The organism is Streptomyces sp. NPDC054834 (assembly GCF_053611185.1).
The window spans coordinates 1-17509 of the sequence record NZ_JBSGZV010000050.1 but is presented as its reverse complement, the minus strand read 5'-3'; the positions used below and the strand labels follow the sequence as shown (position 1 = coordinate 17509).

At 72.1% G+C, this 17509-nt stretch carries 17 protein-coding genes; 12 read left to right on the top strand and 5 right to left on the bottom strand.

Features of this window, described 5'->3' with window-relative positions:
• The first annotated feature begins 31 nt into the window (after positions 1-31).
• Positions 32-1735: a BACON domain-containing protein gene (locus ACWGJM_RS40635; RefSeq protein WP_453416791.1), complete on the top strand. Its 1704-nt coding sequence runs from the start codon at positions 32-34 to the stop codon at positions 1733-1735.
• A gap of 289 nt (positions 1736-2024) precedes the next feature.
• Here the strand turns inward: ACWGJM_RS40635 and ACWGJM_RS40630 are convergent, their stop codons facing one another.
• Positions 2025-2825 (bottom strand): hypothetical protein, encoded by an 801-nt coding sequence (locus ACWGJM_RS40630; RefSeq protein ID WP_453416790.1) that lies wholly within the window; start codon positions 2823-2825, stop codon positions 2025-2027.
• 71 nt (positions 2826-2896) lie between these two features.
• On the opposite strand from ACWGJM_RS40630, the gene ACWGJM_RS40625 reads away from it, so the two are divergent.
• The 4 genes from ACWGJM_RS40625 to ilvD all read left to right on the top strand — a co-directional run bounded on the left by ACWGJM_RS40625 (position 2897) and on the right by ilvD (position 7406).
• Positions 2897-3829 (top strand): Ppx/GppA phosphatase family protein, encoded by a 933-nt coding sequence (locus tag ACWGJM_RS40625; protein ID WP_453416789.1) that lies wholly within the window; start codon positions 2897-2899, stop codon positions 3827-3829.
• Between the two features lie 107 nt (positions 3830-3936).
• A complete protein-coding gene (locus ACWGJM_RS40620; RefSeq protein ID WP_453416788.1) occupies positions 3937-4758 on the top strand; it encodes a sugar phosphate isomerase/epimerase family protein in 822 nt (273 codons plus the stop codon).
• The gene (locus ACWGJM_RS40615) at positions 4755-5363 is read left to right on the top strand and encodes a TetR/AcrR family transcriptional regulator (RefSeq protein WP_453416787.1); all 609 of its coding nucleotides are present in this window, start codon (positions 4755-4757) and stop codon (positions 5361-5363) included. Before ACWGJM_RS40620 ends, ACWGJM_RS40615 begins: the two co-directional genes overlap by 4 nt.
• A gap of 189 nt (positions 5364-5552) precedes the next feature.
• A complete protein-coding gene (gene ilvD / locus ACWGJM_RS40610) occupies positions 5553-7406 on the top strand; it encodes a dihydroxy-acid dehydratase (RefSeq protein ID WP_453416786.1) in 1854 nt (617 codons plus the stop codon).
• A gap of 53 nt (positions 7407-7459) precedes the next feature.
• On the opposite strand, the gene ACWGJM_RS40605 is transcribed toward ilvD, so the two are convergent.
• A complete protein-coding gene (locus ACWGJM_RS40605; protein WP_453416785.1) occupies positions 7460-9682 on the bottom strand; it encodes a serine/threonine-protein kinase in 2223 nt (740 codons plus the stop codon).
• 182 nt (positions 9683-9864) lie between these two features.
• Between ACWGJM_RS40605 and ACWGJM_RS40600 the strand changes: the two genes are divergently transcribed.
• The 6 genes from ACWGJM_RS40600 to proC all read left to right on the top strand — a co-directional run bounded on the left by ACWGJM_RS40600 (position 9865) and on the right by proC (position 14188).
• A complete protein-coding gene (locus ACWGJM_RS40600; RefSeq protein ID WP_453416784.1) occupies positions 9865-10194 on the top strand; it encodes an SH3 domain-containing protein in 330 nt (109 codons plus the stop codon).
• Positions 10195-10236: 42 nt separating this feature from the next.
• Positions 10237-10758, top strand: a complete 522-nt coding sequence (locus ACWGJM_RS40595) for an EamA/RhaT family transporter (RefSeq protein WP_453416783.1) — start codon at positions 10237-10239, stop codon at positions 10756-10758.
• Between the two features lie 75 nt (positions 10759-10833).
• A complete protein-coding gene (locus tag ACWGJM_RS40590; protein ID WP_453416782.1) occupies positions 10834-11637 on the top strand; it encodes a class I SAM-dependent methyltransferase in 804 nt (267 codons plus the stop codon).
• Positions 11638-11669: 32 nt separating this feature from the next.
• Positions 11670-12479 carry an ABC transporter ATP-binding protein gene (locus tag ACWGJM_RS40585; protein WP_453416781.1) on the top strand — a complete coding sequence of 270 codons (810 nt, stop codon included), beginning with the start codon at positions 11670-11672 and terminating at the stop codon, positions 12477-12479.
• Positions 12476-13228 carry an ABC transporter permease gene (locus ACWGJM_RS40580; RefSeq protein WP_453416780.1) on the top strand — a complete coding sequence of 251 codons (753 nt, stop codon included), beginning with the start codon at positions 12476-12478 and terminating at the stop codon, positions 13226-13228. Before ACWGJM_RS40585 ends, ACWGJM_RS40580 begins: the two co-directional genes overlap by 4 nt.
• A gap of 147 nt (positions 13229-13375) precedes the next feature.
• Positions 13376-14188, top strand: coding sequence for a pyrroline-5-carboxylate reductase (gene proC, locus ACWGJM_RS40575; RefSeq protein WP_453416779.1), 813 nt, complete (start codon positions 13376-13378; stop codon positions 14186-14188).
• Between the two features lie 24 nt (positions 14189-14212).
• Here proC and ACWGJM_RS40570 read toward each other — a convergent pair whose 3' ends face one another.
• Positions 14213-14797 (bottom strand): cysteine hydrolase family protein, encoded by a 585-nt coding sequence (locus ACWGJM_RS40570; RefSeq protein ID WP_453416778.1) that lies wholly within the window; start codon positions 14795-14797, stop codon positions 14213-14215.
• Positions 14798-14881: 84 nt separating this feature from the next.
• Between ACWGJM_RS40570 and ACWGJM_RS40565 the strand changes: the two genes are divergently transcribed.
• Complete coding sequence (locus tag ACWGJM_RS40565) at positions 14882-15922, top strand: GlxA family transcriptional regulator (RefSeq protein WP_453416777.1); 1041 nt, start codon at positions 14882-14884, stop codon at positions 15920-15922.
• Here ACWGJM_RS40565 and trpS read toward each other — a convergent pair.
• A complete protein-coding gene (gene trpS / locus ACWGJM_RS40560; RefSeq protein WP_453416776.1) occupies positions 15853-16887 on the bottom strand; it encodes a tryptophan--tRNA ligase in 1035 nt (344 codons plus the stop codon). The two genes, ACWGJM_RS40565 and trpS, sit on opposite strands and share 70 nt — an antisense overlap.
• Before the next feature lie 47 nt (positions 16888-16934).
• Positions 16935-17102 (bottom strand): hypothetical protein, encoded by a 168-nt coding sequence (locus ACWGJM_RS40555; protein WP_453416775.1) that lies wholly within the window; start codon positions 17100-17102, stop codon positions 16935-16937.
• Positions 17103-17509: the final 407 nt, after the last annotated feature.

The following is a 17509-nucleotide window of genomic DNA, read 5'->3' as shown; positions in this document are numbered from 1 at the left end:
GGCCCACCCCCCGCCGCCTACGGTCGCACGGGTGACGAGCACCAGTCCGGAGACCTCGACCCGCAGCACCGGCGCACACAGAGCGCACCGCGAGGCGCGCGATCGTGCTGCGGCGCACACGTTGGCGCAGCGGCCGCCCGCGCGCTACGAGCCCTACCTGGACGGCCTGTTCACCTACTGCCTGTCCGTGCTGTGCGACCACGAGGCCGCGACCGCCGCACTGGGCGACGTCCTCGCGCTCGCCGAGCGGCGCGGGCAGCGGATGCCGCAGGCGGTGGGCGACCGCAGGGCGTGGCTGTACGCGCTGGCCCGCTGGGCGTGTCTGCGCGAGCTGGCCGAGGCCAAGCAGAAACGTCAGGGCACGCACGCGGTGGGCCGCGCCCGGGCCGAGAAGGGGCACGTCGCCGCGCCGCCCGTCTCGGCGGAGGCCCAGGAGCAGCGGCGCGGCGAACTCGCCCTGCTCGCCTGGCCGGAGGCCGCCGGCACCAGCCCGGAGCAGCGCGAGGCGCTCGAACTCGCCGTGCGCCACCACCTCGCCGCCCAGGAGGTCGCCGCCGTCCTCGGCATGGACCTCGCCGCCGCCCGCGACCTGCTGGCCTCCGCCGCCTGCGAGGTCGAGCGCACCCGCGCCGCGCTCGCCGTCGTCGAGGCGGGCGGCTGTCCCGGCGTGGACCGGCTCACCGGCGACCAGCAGCTGGTGCTCAGCAGCGCCCTGCGGCGCGAGCTGGTGCGGCACGTCGACGACTGCCCGCGCTGCCGCCGCACCGCCGAGCGCGCGGTCCCCGGACGCTGGCCCGGCGCCACGGTCACCCCCGCCGAGCTGCCCGTCCTGGAGGCGCCCCGCGCGGCCCTGCACGTCGCCCTGGCCCACGGCCCCCGCGCGCGGGGCTCCGCCACGCCCCGCTTCGACCGGCGCGGCTTCCCCATGGACCCCAAGGACCGTGCCGCCCGCCGGGACCGCATCCGCGCGCGTGCCGTCACCACGACCGTCGTCGCCACCGTCGTCGCCGCCCCCGTGCTGGCCCTGTGGGCCGCGTACCGGGGCACCCCGATCGGAGAGGGCCAGGCCGGCCCCGCCGCCACCGCGCGCGAGGCGCACGGCCCGGACGGCCTCGACGGCGACCCGGCCGGCGGCTACGAGAACGCCGGGAACGCCACCGTCCCCGGCAGAAGCCTCGCCAAGGACGGCTCCTCCGACGTCTCCGTGGAGGTGGTCAGCGTCCCCGGGGCCGGGCACAAAGGGGCGGGACACCTCGCGGTCACGGCCGACACCAGCGGCGACACCACGCTCGTCACACTCACCGCGTCCGGCCCCTCCGCGGTCCGCTGGTCGGCGACCACCCCGGCCGACTGGCTCTACCTCAGCCGTTCCTCGGGAACCCTCCGGCCCGGCGAGTCGTTCACGATCAAGGTGTACGTCGACCAGCTGCGTGAGCCCGCCGGCCACTGGACCGCACAGGTGGCGATCGCCCCGGCAGGCGCCGTCGTCTCGATCGAGGGCTACGGCACCGCCCCCACCGGCCCCTCGCGACCGGCCGACCCGCCCCCGACCGCCCACCCGGACCCGACCCCCACGGCCTCGGCTCCCAGCGACCCCTCACCCACCGACCCGCCCCCGTCCACGGACCCGACCCCCACACCGACCGCCCCGTCCACACCGCCCGGCAACCCCGGAAGCCCGACACCCCCACCGCCCGACGGCGGCACCCCGAACCCACCGGACACCCCGGCCTAGCGCCGGGACACCAGACCGGATCCGCCGGATGCCCAGCCGCCAGCGGCAGCCGAGCCGCCAGACCCCGCGAGCACAGCGAGACCTACGGCACCACGCGAACCAGCGCCTCGAGACCAGCCGACCGGTCCCCGCCCCCGTCCACCGCCGCGAGCCCCGCCCCGACGTCCGGCGCCACCCCGCCCCCGCCGAACAGCCCGGCCGACCGGCCTTGGCCCGGATCCGCCGGATGCCCAGCCGCCAGCGGCAGCCGCGCCGCCAGACACCGCGAGTACGGCGAGACCTACAGGTCTTAGACCGGATCCGCCGGATGCGGAGCCACCAGCGGCAGCTGCGAGGCCAGGCGCTGCTCGCACAGCTCGGCCAGCCGGTCGTAGCCGGCCTTGCCCATCAGCTCGGTCAGCTCGGGCCGGTAGGAGACATAGACAGGATCGCCCGCGCCATGGGCGGAGGTCGCCGACGTGCACCACCAGTGCAGGTCGTGGCCGCCCGGACCCCAGCCCCGGCGGTCGTACTCACCGATGGACACCTGGAGCACACGCGTGTCGTCGGGCCGGTCGATCCAGTCGTACGTCCGCCGGATCGGCAGCTGCCAGCACACGTCCGGCTTGGTTTCCAGCGGCTCGCGGCCCTCGCGCAGGGCCAGGATGTGCAGCGAGCAGCCCGCGCCGCCCGCGAAGCCGGGCCGGTTCTGGAAGATGCAGGAGCCCTGGAAGGGCCGGGTCTGCCGGGAACCGTCCTCGTCCTCGGAGACCCAGCCGTGCGCCAGCCCCTCGTCGCGGTTCTGCCAGATGTCCGGCGTCAGCCTCGCCACATGCTCGGCGACCCGCTTCTCGTCGTCCTCGTCGGAGAAGTGGGCACCCAGCGTGCAGCACCCGTCGTCCGCGCGGCCCGCCTGGATGCCCTGGCAGCCGCTGCCGAAGATGCAGTTCCAGCGAGAGGTCAGCCATGTCAGATCGCAGCGGAAGACCTGCTCGTCGTCCGCCGGATCAGGAAACTCCACCCACGCGCGCGCGAAGTCGAGCCCCTTCTCGTCGCTCACCTTCGCACCCGTGGAGGATTTGTCGCTCTTCGCCTTTTTCGTCTTTGGCACGCATCCAGGGTAAGTGGCCGGAGACCGCTCCGGGGCCTGAGCACCGCGGTACTGGCAGTAGCGTTCCGTACATGAGACTCGGTGTCCTGGACGTGGGTTCGAACACGGTGCACTTGCTGGTCGTGGACGCACACCCCGGCGCGCGCCCCCTGCCCGCGCATTCGCACAAGGCCGAGCTGCGGCTCGCCCAGCTCCTCGACGGCAGCGGTGCCATCGGCGCCGAAGGCGTCGACAAACTGGTCGGTGTCGTCCGGGACGCCCTCCAGGCCGCCGAGGACAAGGGCGTGGAGAACCTGCTGCCGTTCGCCACGTCCGCGGTCCGCGAGGCGAGCAACGCCGACGAGGTGCTGGCCCGCGTCCAGGACGCCACCGGTGTCGAGCTCCAGGTCCTCACCGGCGAGGAGGAGGCCCGCCTCACCTTCCTCGCCGCCCGCCGCTGGTTCGGCTGGTCGGCCGGGAAGTTGCTCGTCCTGGACATCGGCGGCGGCTCCCTCGAGATCGCCTACGGCATCGACGAGGAGCCCGACACGGCCGTCTCCCTCCCGCTCGGCGCGGGCCGGCTCACCGCCGGCTGGCTGCCCGGCGACCCGCCCGACCCGGAGCAGATAAGGGCACTGCGCCGCCATGTGCGCACCGAGATCGCCCGCACCATCGGCGAGTTCACCCGCTTCGGCGCCCCGGACCACGTGGTCGGCACCTCCAAGACCTTCAAGCAGCTGGCCCGTATCGCCGGCGCCGCCCGCTCCGCCGAGGGCCTCTACGTCCAGCGCGAGCTCAAGCGCGAGTCCCTGGAGGCCTGGGTCCCCCGCCTGGCCTCCATGACCGCGGACCAGCGCGCCGAACTCCCCGGCGTCTCCGACGGCCGGGCCGGCCAGCTCCTCGCCGGTGCCCTGGTCGCCGAGGCCGCGATGGACCTCTTCGGCGTGGAGAACCTCGAGATCTGCCCGTGGGCGCTCCGGGAGGGCGTGATCCTGCGGCGACTGGACCACATGGGGTCGGTGTAGAGCGCCCGGGGACAGGCCACGGACGACCGGTACTCGCCCGTGGCAAACCCCACAACGGCTAACGGGTACCCCGCGTTCCGCTCACCGCAGCCCGTAACCTGTCCCTCATGGCAGAGCCCGTCCGCATCCCAGATGCGAAGGTCGCCCTCTCCACGGCCTCGGTGTACCCGGAGTCCACGGCGACGGCCTTCGAGATCGCCGCGCGCCTCGGTTACGACGGCGTCGAGGTCATGGTGTGGACCGACCCGGTCAGTCAGGACATCGAGGCGCTGCGCCGCCTCTCCGACTACCACGCGATACCGATCCTGGCGGTGCACGCTCCCTGCCTGCTCATCACCCAGCGGGTGTGGTCCACCGACCCGTGGACCAAGCTCGAGCGCGCCCGGGCGGCCGCCGAGAAGCTCGGCGCCGGCACCGTCGTCGTGCACCCGCCGTTCCGCTGGCAGCGGCAGTACGCCCGGGACTTCGTCACCGGGATCTGGCGCATGGCGAACGAGACGGACGTACGGTTCGCGGTGGAGAACATGTACCCCTGGCGCTACCGCGACCGCGAGATGCTCGCCTACGCCCCCGACTGGGACGTCACCCAGGACGACTACCGGCACTTCACGATCGATCTCAGCCACGCCGCGACCGCCCGCACGGACGCCCTCGACATGCTCGACCGGATGGGCGACCGCCTCGGCCACGTCCACCTGGCCGACGGCCGGGGGTCGGCGAAGGACGAGCACCTGGTCCCCGGCCGCGGCACCCAGCCCTGTGCCGAGGTGCTGGAGCGGCTCGCGCTGACCGGCTTCGACGGCCATGTCGTCATCGAGGTCAACACCCGGCGGGCGATGTCCAGCGCCGAGCGCGAGGCCGACCTCGCGGAGGCCCTGGCCTTCACCCGCCTGCACATGGCCTCCCCGGTGAAGGTGCCCCGGCGGTGACCGGGACGACCGGCGCCCGCCGCCGCGGCCGCCCCCCGCGCACCGAGTCGGCCGACACCCGCGACCGCATCCTCACCGCGGCCCGCGAGGAGTTCTCCGAGCGCGGCTACGAGAAGACGTCCGTACGCGGCATCGCCAAGGCCGCCGGCGTCGACTCCGCGCTCGTCCACCACTACTTCGGCACCAAGGACCAGATCTTCGCGGCGGCCATCGAGGTGGCCTTCGCGCCCGCCCTGAACGCCCCCGACGCGGTGGCCGCGGGCCCGCTGGACGGAGTGGGGGAGCGGCTGACCCGCTTCATCTTCGGCGTCTGGGAGAACCCCACCACCCGTACGCCCCTGCTGGCCATCGTGCGCTCCGCCGTCAACAACGAGACCGCGGCCGCCGTCTTCCGCCGCCTGGTCGCCACCCAACTGCTGCGCCGCATCGCCGTCCAGCTCGACCTGCCCGACGCCGAACTGCGCGCCGAACTGGCGGCCGCACAGCTGGTGGGGTGCGCGATGCTGCGCTACGTGATCAAGGTGGAGCCGCTGGCGTCGGCGGACCTGGAGCAGATCGTGGCGCGGGTGGCGCCGGTGGTGCAGGGGCACCTGACGAACCCCTGACAGCCCTTTCCCGATATCCGCGACGGCCCCCGGCCACCCCGGCAGCACCGCGTCCGTGGAACACGCATCCCGCATTCCGGACACTCGTGTCCATCCCTTGGAGCGGCGGCGTACGCTCGTAGGCAGTCAGAACTCTCTGGCAGAGCTCTCTGCCAGATGGTCTTCGAAGGTTCGAAGGAGCGAGCGACGATGCCCGAGCTGAGGTCCCGCACAGTCACCCACGGCCGCAACATGGCGGGCGCCCGCGCCCTTATGCGCGCCTCCGGTGTACCCGGTGCGGACATCGGCCGGAAGCCGATCATCGCGGTGGCCAACTCCTTCACCGAGTTCGTGCCCGGCCACACCCACCTCCAGCCGGTCGGCCGGATCGTCAGCGAGGCGATCAAGGAGGCCGGTGGCATCCCGCGCGAGTTCAACACGATCGCCGTGGACGACGGCATCGCGATGGGCCACGGCGGCATGCTCTACTCGCTGCCCTCCCGCGACCTGATCGCGGACAGCGTGGAGTACATGGTCGAGGCACACTGCGCCGACGCCCTGGTCTGCATCTCCAACTGCGACAAGATCACCCCGGGCATGCTGCTGGCCGCCCTGCGCCTGAACATCCCGACGGTCTTCGTCTCCGGCGGCCCGATGGAGGCCGGCCGCGCCACCCTGGTCGACGGCACGGTCCGCACGCTCGACCTGGTCGACGCGATCTCCGACGCCGTGAACGACAAGATCTCGGACGAGGACATCCTCCGTATCGAGGAGAACGCCTGCCCCACCTGCGGCAGCTGTTCCGGCATGTTCACCGCCAACTCGATGAACTGCCTCACCGAGGCGATCGGCCTCTCGCTGCCCGGCAACGGCTCGGTCCTCGCCACCCACACGGCCCGCAAGCAGCTCTACGTCGACGCGGCCCGTACGGTCATGGACGTCACCCGCCGCTACTACGAGCAGGACGACGACACGGTCCTGCCGCTCAACATCGCCACCGTCCAGGCCTTCGAGAACGCCATGGCCCTGGACATCGCGATGGGCGGCTCGACCAACACGATCCTGCACCTGCTGGCCGCCGCCCAGGAGGCGGGCGTCCCCTTCGGCCTGGACGAGATCAACGAGGTCTCCCGCCGGGTCCCGTGCCTGGCGAAGGTGGCCCCGAACGTCGCGAAGAACCGCACGTACTACATGGAGGACGTGCACCGCGCCGGCGGCATCCCCGCCCTGCTCGGCGAGCTGCACCGCGCGGGCCTGCTCAACGAGGACGTGCACGCCGTCCACAGCCCGTCCCTGGCGGACTGGCTGAAGACCTGGGACGTGCGCGGCGGCTCCCCGTCCGCCGAAGCGGTCGAAATGTGGCACGCGGCACCCGGCTGCGTCCGCTCCGCCGAGGCCTTCTCCCAGTCCGAGCGCTGGGAGGCCCTGGACGAGGACGCGGCGGAAGGCTGCATCCGCTCGGTCGAGCACGCGTACTCCAAGGACGGCGGCCTGGCGGTCCTCAAGGGAAACCTGGCGGTCGACGGCTGCGTGGTGAAGACGGCCGGCGTGGACGAGTCGATCTGGACCTTCGAGGGCCCGGCGGTGGTCTGCGAGTCCCAGGAGGAGGCCGTCCAGCGGATCCTCACCCAGGAGGTCAAGGACGGCGACGTCGTCGTCATCCGTTACGAGGGCCCCAAGGGCGGCCCCGGCATGCAGGAGATGCTCTACCCGACCTCGTACCTGAAGGGCCGGGGCCTGGGCAAGACCTGCGCCCTGATCACCGACGGCCGCTTCTCCGGCGGCACCTCGGGCCTGTCCATCGGCCACGCCTCCCCGGAGGCGGCCTCCGGCGGCACGATCGCCCTCGTCGAGGACGGCGACCGCATCCGCATCGACATCCCGAACCGCACGATCGACCTCCTCGTCGACGAGGCGGAACTCGCCCGCCGCGAGCAGGCCCTCGACGGCGCCTACGCCCCCAAGAACCGCGACCGCAAGGTCTCGGCCGCCCTGCGGGCCTACGCGGCGATGGCCACCAGCGCCGACAAGGGCGCGGTGCGGGACGTGACCAAGCTGGGCTGAGCGTTCGTACACCGACAGGGGCCGCCTCCGCTGGGGGGCGGCCCCTTCGGGTGTCACCAGGCCGACGGGTCGCGGCCGTCGACGGCGAAGACGGTGCCGTCGGGAGCGGCGGCGTACACGCGGCCCTTGACGACCACCGGCTCGGGCAGCGTGGCGACGACCCGGTCGGTGCGCGTGCCGAGCCGGGTCGGTGTCTGCCCGAGGAGCCTGCCGCGCCGGGCGTCGACGGCGAGCAGCCGCCCGTCGGGAATGCCGACGTACACATGGCCGCCGTCGACGACCGGTGCCGAGCCGCGGCTCACGGAGGTCTGCAACTGCCACAGCTGCCGGCGCGCGCCCGTGTCCACGGCCGACAGCGAGCCCCCGGTGGCCATGAGGTAGACCACGTCTCCGCGTACGGTGGCGTGGGCGTCCTCGGGGGACGCGGACACCGCCACCCGCCGTGTCGTCCGGGACGCGGGGGTGTAGCGGACCACCGCCCGCGTGGCCCCGTAGACCCGGTCGACGGAGAGGAAGTAGAGCGATCCGCCGCTGGTGCCGACGGGCCGCAGTGATCCGTCGAGCCGTGCGTCCCAGCGCACGTCACCCGTGTCCGGGTCCACCGCCGTGACCCGCGTGCTCGACCCGTCGGCGGAGGTGCTCGTCGCGTACGCCACCCGGTCCCCGGCGAACCATGTGAACAGCGGAAACGGCTGACCCGGTACCCGGCGGTGCCACTTCGTCCCGCCCGAGGCGCTGTCCACGCCGGTGACCGTCCCGTCGGCCCCGGTGAGCAGGAGGGTGCCCCCCGCGAACCGCATTCCGCCGCCCGTGGGTACGTCCTGCCGCCGTCGCACCTTGCCGGACGCGGGATCGAGCGCCTCCACGCGCCGCCCCTCGTCCGTCAGGATCTGCACCAGCCCACCCGACAGCACGGGCGGTCCGCTGCCGAGCGACGTGGCGGAGGAGTGCCGCCAGAGCAGACTGCCGTCGGAGGGGGAGAGGGCGTACACCCGCCCCGACTGCGCGCAGACCAACGCGGCGGCGGTGGCAGCGCATTGGGGCGTCCCGGCGTCCCCGGACCCGGGTTTTTCCACCCATGGCATGAACCCGTCGCCCGACGCCCCGGCCGACACGGTGTGCGAGCCGCCCTCGGCCGACCGGGGAGTGGGGTCGTCGAGCAACCGCACCGACACGACCGCACCGCCGACGACGAGAGCCAGCACCCCGGCCGCCACGCCCCACCACCGGCCCCGCCGCCCCTTGCGCCGCTCTTCGGGCTCCCCGACCTCGGGCTTTCCGGCCCCGGGCGCCCCGACTTCGGGCTCTTCGGCCTCGGGCACCACGGCCTCGGGCTCCCCGCCCGTCTGCCAGCCTGTCCGCCCGCCCGTCTCCCTGCCGTTCTGCGACTCGTCCGCAGGCGGGTCGACCGTACGCTGCGACGGTATGAAGGCCTGCGTGTCGTACGAGGCCGCCACCGACCGGAGTTCCCGCATCAGTTCGTCGGGCGTGGGCCGTTCCTCCGGCTCCTTGGCGAGGCAGCGCAGCACCAGCGGCGCCAGGTTCTCCGGTACGCCGGCCAGGTCGGGCTCGTCGTGCACCACCTGGTACGCGACGACATAGGGGCTGTCGGAGTCGAACGGCCCGCGCCCGGTGGCCGCGTGCACCATGACCGACCCCAGGGCGAAGACGTCGGCGGCCGGGCCCACCTCCCGCGGGCGCCGGAACTGCTCCGGCGCCATGAACGGCGGTGTGCCGATCAACTTCCCCGTCTCGGTGCGCAGTTCGCTGTCCTTGGGGCGGGAGATCCCGAAGTCGATGACTTTCGGCCCGTCCTCGGCGAGCAGCACGTTGCTCGGTTTGAGATCGCGGTGCACGACTCCCACCCGGTGAATGTCGCGCAGCGCCTCGGCCAGCCCGGCCATCAGCCGGCGCAACCGGTCCGGGGGCATGGCCCCGTGCTCCTTCACATGGTCGGCGAGGGTCTGCCCCGGGATGAACAGCGTCGCCATCCACGGCCGTTCCGCCTCCGGATCGGCGTCCACGACAGGCGCGGTGAACGCACCGCTCACCCGCCGGGCGGCGGCCACCTCCTGCCGGAACCGGCCACGGAACTCGGGATCCCTGGCGAACTGCGCGTGTACGACCTTCACCGCGACCTTCATGCCCGAGGTGCTGCGGGCCAGGTGCACGACACCCATCCCGCCGGAGCCCAGACGCGACTCCAGGTGGTAGTGACCGGCGTACTCGGGAAGTTCCGCTTCCGCGCCCGCTCCGGCGTTCCGCTGTGGCGCCATGGGACCACCCCCGTGCTGTTCGTCGGCGCGCGCGACGCACGGAGCCTAGTCGATGTCTCGTACGAGACAGAGGCGGCTTGCTAGCGTTCGCGTGCGAATCACGCACATGTGTTTCACGGCGTGTTTTCGGGGAATCAACGGGGCCCCATGGCACTCATGGGGATCGAACGGGGGGAGTTCACATGTCTGTTGCCGACATCGGAGAAGTCGAGGGCGGGGAGGGGACGGCGGCCGTCACCACCGCGGCCGAGGCGGACGCGCTCGTCCGCTACTACTCGGTCGCCCCGGGCGTCCGGCTCAACGTCCGCAGCGGCCCCGGCACCGACTACAGCCTCGTCCGCACCCTGGCCGAGGGCGCCAAGGTCCCGATCTACTGCCAGACGCCGGGCCAGACGGTCACCGGGCCGTACGGCACCAGCAAGATCTGGGACAACATCGGCGACGGCCAGTACGTGTCCGACGCGTACATCCACACGGGCACCGATGGCTACGTGGCCTCCCGCTGCTCCTGACCCGCTACGGAGCCCGCCGCGCCGTCCGGCCATAATCGTCCCGTGAGCGACGAAACCGGCACCCCGGACACCACGGCGGGCTCCCCGGGCGGCACCCCCGGCGACGGCCCCCGCCCCGAGCCCCTGCGGTTCTTCGGCACGACCTGGGTGAACCACGACAACGGCTACGCGGCCCGCCGCGCGGCCGTCACCGCCGGCTCGCTGGCGGCGGCCGTCGCCTCCTGCGTCGTCCTGCGCTTCGCCTACCAGGGACTGGAGATCGCGGGCAGCGGAGCCTTCGTGACCGTCCTGGTCGTGGCGATGTTCGCGATCTGTAGCGCGCTGGCCTTCCGCAACACCTGGGACGGCTTCGGCAAGCGCCTCGACCCCGCCCGCCAGGCCTCCCTGCGCGGCCTGCTGGCCATCGGCTTCGTCGGCTCCCTCGCCGCCTACTTCTTCCGCTCCCTCGCCGAGGCCCCCGGCGAGAAGCTGCACCGCGCCGAATACGAAGAGGCCCGCGCCCAGCACACCCGCCGCACCGCCCGCCGCACGGGAAACCCTTCCAAGAAGCGCCGCAAGGAGTAAGCGGAAAGGGAAAGCGGAAGGAAGGCATTCACCGTATCGACGGCATGCCCGGGCCCCAGCAGCCAGCATGACCGTATGACCACAACTCCATCACCGTCTCCATCGCCGTCGTCTCCATCGCCGTCGCCTTTCGCCTCCCGGGCCCACTCCTTCAACGGCGCCGCCGCCCAGTACGCCGCGAACCGCCCCTCCTATCCGCCCGCCCTCTTCGAGACCCTCGAGGAACTCGCCGCCCGCCCCCTCACCGGCGCCCGGGTCGTCGACGTCGGCGCCGGGACCGGCATAGCCACCGCGCTGCTGCACGCCCGCGGCGCCGACGTGCTCGCGGTGGAACCCGGCGACGGCATGGCGGCCCAGTTCCGCCGCACGCTCCCCGACGTCCCGCTGGTCCGCGGCAACGGCAACGCCCTCCCGCTGGCCGACGCCTCCGCCGACCTGCTCACCTACGCCCAGGCCTGGCACTGGACCGACCCGGTCCACTCGGTCCCGGAGGCCCTGCGCGTCCTGCGTCCCGGCGGCGCCCTCGCGCTGTGGTGGAACAAGAGCGCCCTCGGCGTCCCGTGGATCGACGCGCAGAACGACCGTCTCAAGCGCCACTTCGATGTCGACCGGCGTGCGGAGGTGCACAACAGTTCGCGGTCCGCCCTCGCCGACCCCACCGGCCGCCTGGACTTCGCCGACCGCACGGTCCGCTGGAGCCGCCGCGTCCCCGTCGACACCCATCTCGCCAACCTCGGCAGTCACTCGATCTTCCTGGTCCAGGACCCGGCGACCGCCGAGGCCTTCCTCGCCGAGGAGCGATCCCACCTGCTCACCGCCTTCCCCGACGGGATGGTGGAGGAGGTCTACGACGTGGAGCTGCTGGTGGCCATCGCTTGACGGCACTCCACCCCGGGCGCATTATTCATCGCATGATGAATTATGTGCCCGGCCCTCCCGGGACCCCCGCCGACCCCCCGTCGGCCCCCGCCGTACAGGCCTCCTCCCTCACCGCCGTCCGAGGCCCCCGCACCGTCCTGCGCGGCCTCGACTTCACCGTCCCGCGCGGCCGGATCACCGGCCTGCTCGGCCCCTCCGGATGCGGCAAGTCGACCCTCATGCGAGCCGTCGTCGGCACCCAGGCCAAGGTCACCGGCACCCTCCAGGTCCTCGGCCACCCCGCCGGCCACCCCACCCTGCGCACCCGCATCGGCTACGTCACCCAGGCCCCGTCCGTCTACGACGACCTGACCGTCCGCCAGAACCTCGACTACTTCGCCGCGATCCTCGACCCCGGCCGCGCGGCAGCCGAGCGCCGCCACGATGTCGATCGCGTCCTCGCCGACGTCGACCTCACCACCCACGCCGACGCCCTCGCCGGCAACCTCTCCGGCGGTCAGCGCGGCCGGGTCTCCCTCGCCGTGGCCCTCCTCGGCACCCCCGAACTCCTGGTCCTCGACGAACCCACCGTCGGCCTGGACCCGGTCCTGCGCCGCGACCTGTGGCACCTCTTCCACGACATCGCCGCCACCCGCGGCGCCACCCTCCTGATCTCCTCCCACGTCATGGACGAGGCCGAGCGCTGCCACCGCCTCCTCCTCATGCGCGAGGGCGAGATCCTCGCCGACGACACCCCCGACGCCCTGCGCACCCGCACCGGCGCCGAAACCGTCGAGGCGGCCTTCCTGCACCTGGTGGACGAGGCGGTCGCCGCAGGCCGCGCGAAGGAGACGGCACGATGACCCATCCGGCGCTCAACCTCTCCCGCACCACCGCCACCGCGGCCCGCGTCCTGCGCCAGCTCCGCCACGACCCGCGCACCATCGCGCTGATGCTTCTGATCCCCTGCCTGATGCTGCTCCTGCTGCGCTACGTCTTCGACGGCAGCCCGCACACCTTCGACAACATCGGCGCCTCGCTCCTCGGCATCTTCCCGCTGATCACGATGTTCCTGGTCACGTCCATCGCCACCCTGCGCGAACGCACCTCCGGCACCCTCGAACGGCTCCTCGCCATGCCCCTCGGCAAGGCCGACCTCATCGCCGGCTACGCGCTCGCCTTCGGCGCCCTGGCCATCGTCCAGTCGGCAATGGCCACCGGTCTCGCGGTCTGGTTCCTGGGCCTCGACGTCACAGGCAGCCCCTGGCTACTGCTCCTCGTAGCCCTCCTCGACGCCCTGCTGGGCACAGCCCTCGGCCTCTTCGTCTCGGCCTTCGCGGCCTCCGAATTCCAGGCGGTCCAGTTCATGCCCGCGGTGATCTTCCCCCAACTCCTCCTCTGCGGCCTCTTCACCCCGCGCGCCCACATGCACCCCGTCCTGGAAGCCATCTCCGACGCCCTGCCCATGTCGTACGCGGTCGACGGCATGAACGAGGTCCTCCACCACACGGACATGACAGCGACATTCGCACGAGACGCGCTGATCGTGGCGTCCTGCGCCCTCCTGGTGCTGACCCTGGGCGCAGCCACACTGCGCCGCCGAACAGCGTGAGCCACTCCAGCCTGTCCGGCGTTTGAGGACGAGGCCGTTCAGGCCGATGGGGGCCCAGCGGGCGGAGCCCCCTGGCCGGGGCGAGACCACATCCCGTCCACCGGACACCCACCCCCTCCAGCGCACCCCCGGTGCAAAGATGAACCCATGACCCAGAAAGTCGCAGTCCTCGGCACCGGCAAGATCGGCGAAGCCCTGCTCAGCGGAATGATCCGAGCCGGCTGGTCCCCCGCCGACCTCCTGGTCACCGCCCGCCGCCGAGAACGCGCCGAAGAACTCCGCACCCGCCACGGAGTCACCCCGGTCACCAACGCCGAGGCCGCCAAGACCGCCGACACCCTCATCCTCACGGTCAAGCCGCAGGACATGGGCACGCTCCTCGACGAACTCGCCCCCCACGTCCCCACCGACCGCCTGATCATCAGCGGCGCCGCCGGCATCCCCACCGCCTTCTTCGAGGAACGCCTCGCCCCCGGCACCCCGGTCGTCCGCGTCATGACGAACACCCCCGCCCTCGTCGACGAGGCCATGTCCGTCATCTCCGCCGGCACCCACGCCACCGCCGAACACCTCACCCACACCGAGGAGATCTTCGGCGCCGTCGGCAAGACCCTCCGCGTCCCCGAGTCCCAGCAGGACGCCTGCACCGCCCTCTCCGGCTCCGGCCCCGCGTACTTCTTCTACCTGGTCGAAGCCATGACCGACGCCGGCATCCTGCTCGGCCTGCCCCGCGACAAGGCCCACGACCTGATCGTCCAGTCCGCGATCGGCGCGGCCATCATGCTCCGCGACAGCGGCGAACACCCGGTCAAGCTCCGCGAGAACGTCACGTCCCCCGCCGGTACGACGATCAACGCCATCCGTGAACTGGAGAACCACGGCGTACGGGCCGCCCTCATCGCCGCCCTGGAGGCCGCCCGCGACCGCAGCCGCGAACTGGCCTCGGGCAAAAAGGACTGAGCGCCCCCAGTGGAGGCGCCGGGCTCAGCCAGCCGCCCCCACAACCTCCTGCGTCGTCACCACCCGCGCGAACCCACCCCCGTGCAGCGACACCGCCGACGCCTGCGCAACCTCCTCCGCACTGCGCCGCCAGCCGAACGGCCCCTCCAGATCGAAGGTGTACGTCGCGTCGTACGGCACCACCACGTCGTACCCGAGGTTCCCGCCCATCCGGGCCGTCGTCTCCACGCACATGTTGGTCTGGATCCCGATCACCACGACCTGCCCGATCCCCTCCGCCGTCAGCCAGGCCCCCAGATCCGGGGTGCCGAGGAAGGCCGAGTTCACGGTCTTGGTCAGGAACAGCTCGGCCCCCGCCCCCTTCCCGCGCCGCTCCGCCACGTACTCCTTCAGGTCGTTCCCCGCATACCCCGGCCGCAGCGGCGACTGCGGCTTCGGCGAGTCGTGCCGTACGAAGACGACCGGCCGCCCCGTCGACTGCCATACGTCGATCAGCGCCGCGATGTTGTCATCGGCCCCCGGGTTGTTCCGCGGCCCCCAGAAGCCGGCTTCCTCGAAGCCCTTCTGCACGTCCACGACCACCAGTGCTGCGTTCTCCGCGATCTCCATGCCTCGATCCTGCCGCGGTCGGACCCGCCCGCCCCATAGGGCGAAAAGACAGCGATCGATGGTTTACTGCCACCCATGGCATCCATGGCACCTGTGGCACCCATCGCACCTGTGGGGCCCATGGCCCGCGCCCACCGCATCGCCCTGGTCGCCTTCCCCGGCATCCGAGCCTTCGATGTCTCCGTCATCACCGAGGTCTGGGGCACCGACCGCACCGACCGCGGCGCCCCCGCCTTCGACCTGCGCCGCGTCGCCGCCGACACCGCCCCCATCCCCATGCGCGGCGGCCTCTCCCTCCTCCCCGACCGCACCCTCACCTGGCTCGACCAAGCCGACCTGATCCTGATCCCCGGCTTGGACGACCACCTGACCCCCGCACCCACCCCCGTCCTCGACGCCCTCCGCCGCGCCCACACCCGCGGCACCACCCTCGCCGCCCTCTGCGGCGGCGCCTTCACCCTCGCCCAGGCCGGCCTCCTCGACGGCCGCCGCGCCATCACCCACTGGAACCTCGTCGACCTCCTGCGCACCCACCACCCGCAGGTCACCGTCGTCCCCGACGCCCTCTTCATCGAGGACGACAACATCTGGACCGCGGCCGGCACGGCGGCCGGCATCGATCTCTGCCTCCACCTGGTCCGCCGCGCCCACGGCGCCGAGGCCGCGGCCACCATCGCCCGCTCCATGGTCACCGCCCCCTTCCGCACCGGCACCCAGGCACAGTTCATCGAGCGCCCCACCCCCCGCGCGGACCGCGACGCCGACACCCTCGCCGCCGTTCGCGAACACGCCCTGCGCCACCTCCACGAACCGCTCACGGTCGCCGACCTGGCCTCCCACGCGGGCATGTCCCCCCGCAGCTTCGCCCGCCACTTCACGGCAGCCGCCGGCACGACCCCGCTGCGCTGGCTCCTCGACCAGCGCATCGCCGCGGCCCAGAAACTCCTCGAACGCACCGACCTCCCCATGCCCGAGGTCGCCCGCCGCGCGGGCTTCGGCAGCGAGGTCACGATGCGTCAGCACTTCGCAGCGCGCCTCGCCACCAGCCCGCGCGCCTACCGGGCCGCGTTCACGACGGCCTCCGCACCCGAAGGCACCGAAGGCAGCAGCCCGATCGCGCCATAAGCGGCATCCACGGTCGGCCGCGCCATCGCCCGGGCCCGGTCGGCCCCGCGACGCAACACGTCCTCCACATAAGAGGGATCCGCGCACAACTCCTTGTGCCGCGCCTGCACCGGCCGCAACACCTCGACGATGGCCTCCGCGGTGTCCTTCTTCAGCTCCCCGTAAGACGCGTACCCCTCACCCAGCGCCGCCGGATCCCCACCGGTACAGGCGGCGAGAATCTCCAGCAGATTCGCGACCCCGGGCCGCTCCTCGCGGTCGTACACGACGTCCTGCCCACTGTCGGTCACCGCCCGCACGACCTTCTTGCGCACCACATCCGGCTCATCGAGCAGATACACGATCCCCGGCCCGGAGTCGTCGCTCTTCCCCATCTTCGAAGCCGGCTCCTGGAGGTTCATCACCCGCGCGGCCACCTCCGGACACGTGGCCCGCGGCACCACGAACGTATGCCCGTACCGCTGGTTGAACCGCACCGCCAGATCCCGCGTCAGCTCCACATGCTGCGCCTGGTCGTCCCCCACCGGTACCTCATCCGTCCCGTACGCCAGGATGTCCGCCGCCATCAGCGCCGGATACGTCAGCAACGACAGCCGCACGCTGCCGCCCCGCGCCCGCTCCCGCGCGGCCTTCTCCTTGTACTGGATCATCCGCCGCATCTCACCGTCGGTCGCCACGCACTCGAGCACATACGACAGCCGCGCGTGCTCATCGACATGGCTCTGTACGAACACGGTGCACAGCTCGGGATCCAGCCCTGCCGCCAGCAACAGCGTGGCCGCCTGGCGGCTGAGTCTGCGCACCCGCGCCGGATCGTGGTCCACGGTCAGCGCGTGCAGATCGACGATGCAGAACAGCGCGTCCGACCTGTGCTGGTCCACCTCGGCCCAGCGCCGCATGGCTCCCAGGTAGTTCCCCAGCGTCAGATGCCCGGTCGGCTTGACCCCGCTGAAGACTCGCGTCATCTCCACTCCACCTCCTGGTCGGGGCCACCGTCCCGGTCGGCCGACCCTCAGGACTCCTGGAGGGAGAAACGAGAACGGCCGCCGAGGCGGCGGCCGTTGAACGCATACGTGAGCGCGGCCGCCGTCAGGCGGCCCACCACTGCTGGTTGCACGTACGCGTAGTCATGGACCCAGAGTACGCCGTCGGCGCGCAGCGCCGCCGCGAGTTGACACACCCCGACCTGATCCGTAGGGTTCTTCGAGTTGTCCGACGTGAGAGCCGACTCCGGTCGGTCCCCGGACAGCCATTCCGTAGGTACCAGCCACTGCTCGGCGATCCGTTGCCGTGTGCTTTGGCGAGCGTATTCGCGAAATGAGGAATCCACGTTCGAAAGGACGCGGCCCCCGATTAGGTCGGGAGCGAGGAATCCGCTAAAGTCTCACTCGTCGGAACGGCCGAAGGGCCGGGAAGGCAAATCCCGCCGACCGGGAATCGGACACCGAAAAGGATCTGATAGAGTCGGAAACGCCGGAAAGGGAAACGCGAGAGCGGGAACCTGGAAAGCACCGAGGAAATCGGATCGAGAAAAGATCTGATAGAGTCGGAAACGCAAGACCGAAGGGAAGCGCCCGGAGGAAAGCC

Coding starts and splice junctions, on each gene's coding strand:
- ACWGJM_RS40580 (WP_453416780.1), top strand. CDS start 12,476: ATGACCCATCCGGCGCTCAACCTCTCCCGCACCACCGCCACCGCGGCC.
- ACWGJM_RS40590 (WP_453416782.1), top strand. CDS start 10,834: ATGACCACAACTCCATCACCGTCTCCATCGCCGTCGTCTCCATCGCCG.
- ACWGJM_RS40625 (WP_453416789.1), top strand. CDS start 2,897: ATGAGACTCGGTGTCCTGGACGTGGGTTCGAACACGGTGCACTTGCTG.
- proC (WP_453416779.1), top strand. CDS start 13,376: ATGACCCAGAAAGTCGCAGTCCTCGGCACCGGCAAGATCGGCGAAGCC.
- trpS (WP_453416776.1), bottom strand. CDS start 16,887: ATGACGCGAGTCTTCAGCGGGGTCAAGCCGACCGGGCATCTGACGCTG.
- ACWGJM_RS40565 (WP_453416777.1), top strand. CDS start 14,882: ATGGCACCTGTGGCACCCATCGCACCTGTGGGGCCCATGGCCCGCGCC.
- ACWGJM_RS40605 (WP_453416785.1), bottom strand. CDS start 9,682: ATGGCGCCACAGCGGAACGCCGGAGCGGGCGCGGAAGCGGAACTTCCC.
- ACWGJM_RS40620 (WP_453416788.1), top strand. CDS start 3,937: ATGGCAGAGCCCGTCCGCATCCCAGATGCGAAGGTCGCCCTCTCCACG.
- ACWGJM_RS40570 (WP_453416778.1), bottom strand. CDS start 14,797: ATGGAGATCGCGGAGAACGCAGCACTGGTGGTCGTGGACGTGCAGAAG.
- ACWGJM_RS40600 (WP_453416784.1), top strand. CDS start 9,865: ATGTCTGTTGCCGACATCGGAGAAGTCGAGGGCGGGGAGGGGACGGCG.
- ACWGJM_RS40585 (WP_453416781.1), top strand. CDS start 11,670: ATGATGAATTATGTGCCCGGCCCTCCCGGGACCCCCGCCGACCCCCCG.
- ilvD (WP_453416786.1), top strand. CDS start 5,553: ATGCCCGAGCTGAGGTCCCGCACAGTCACCCACGGCCGCAACATGGCG.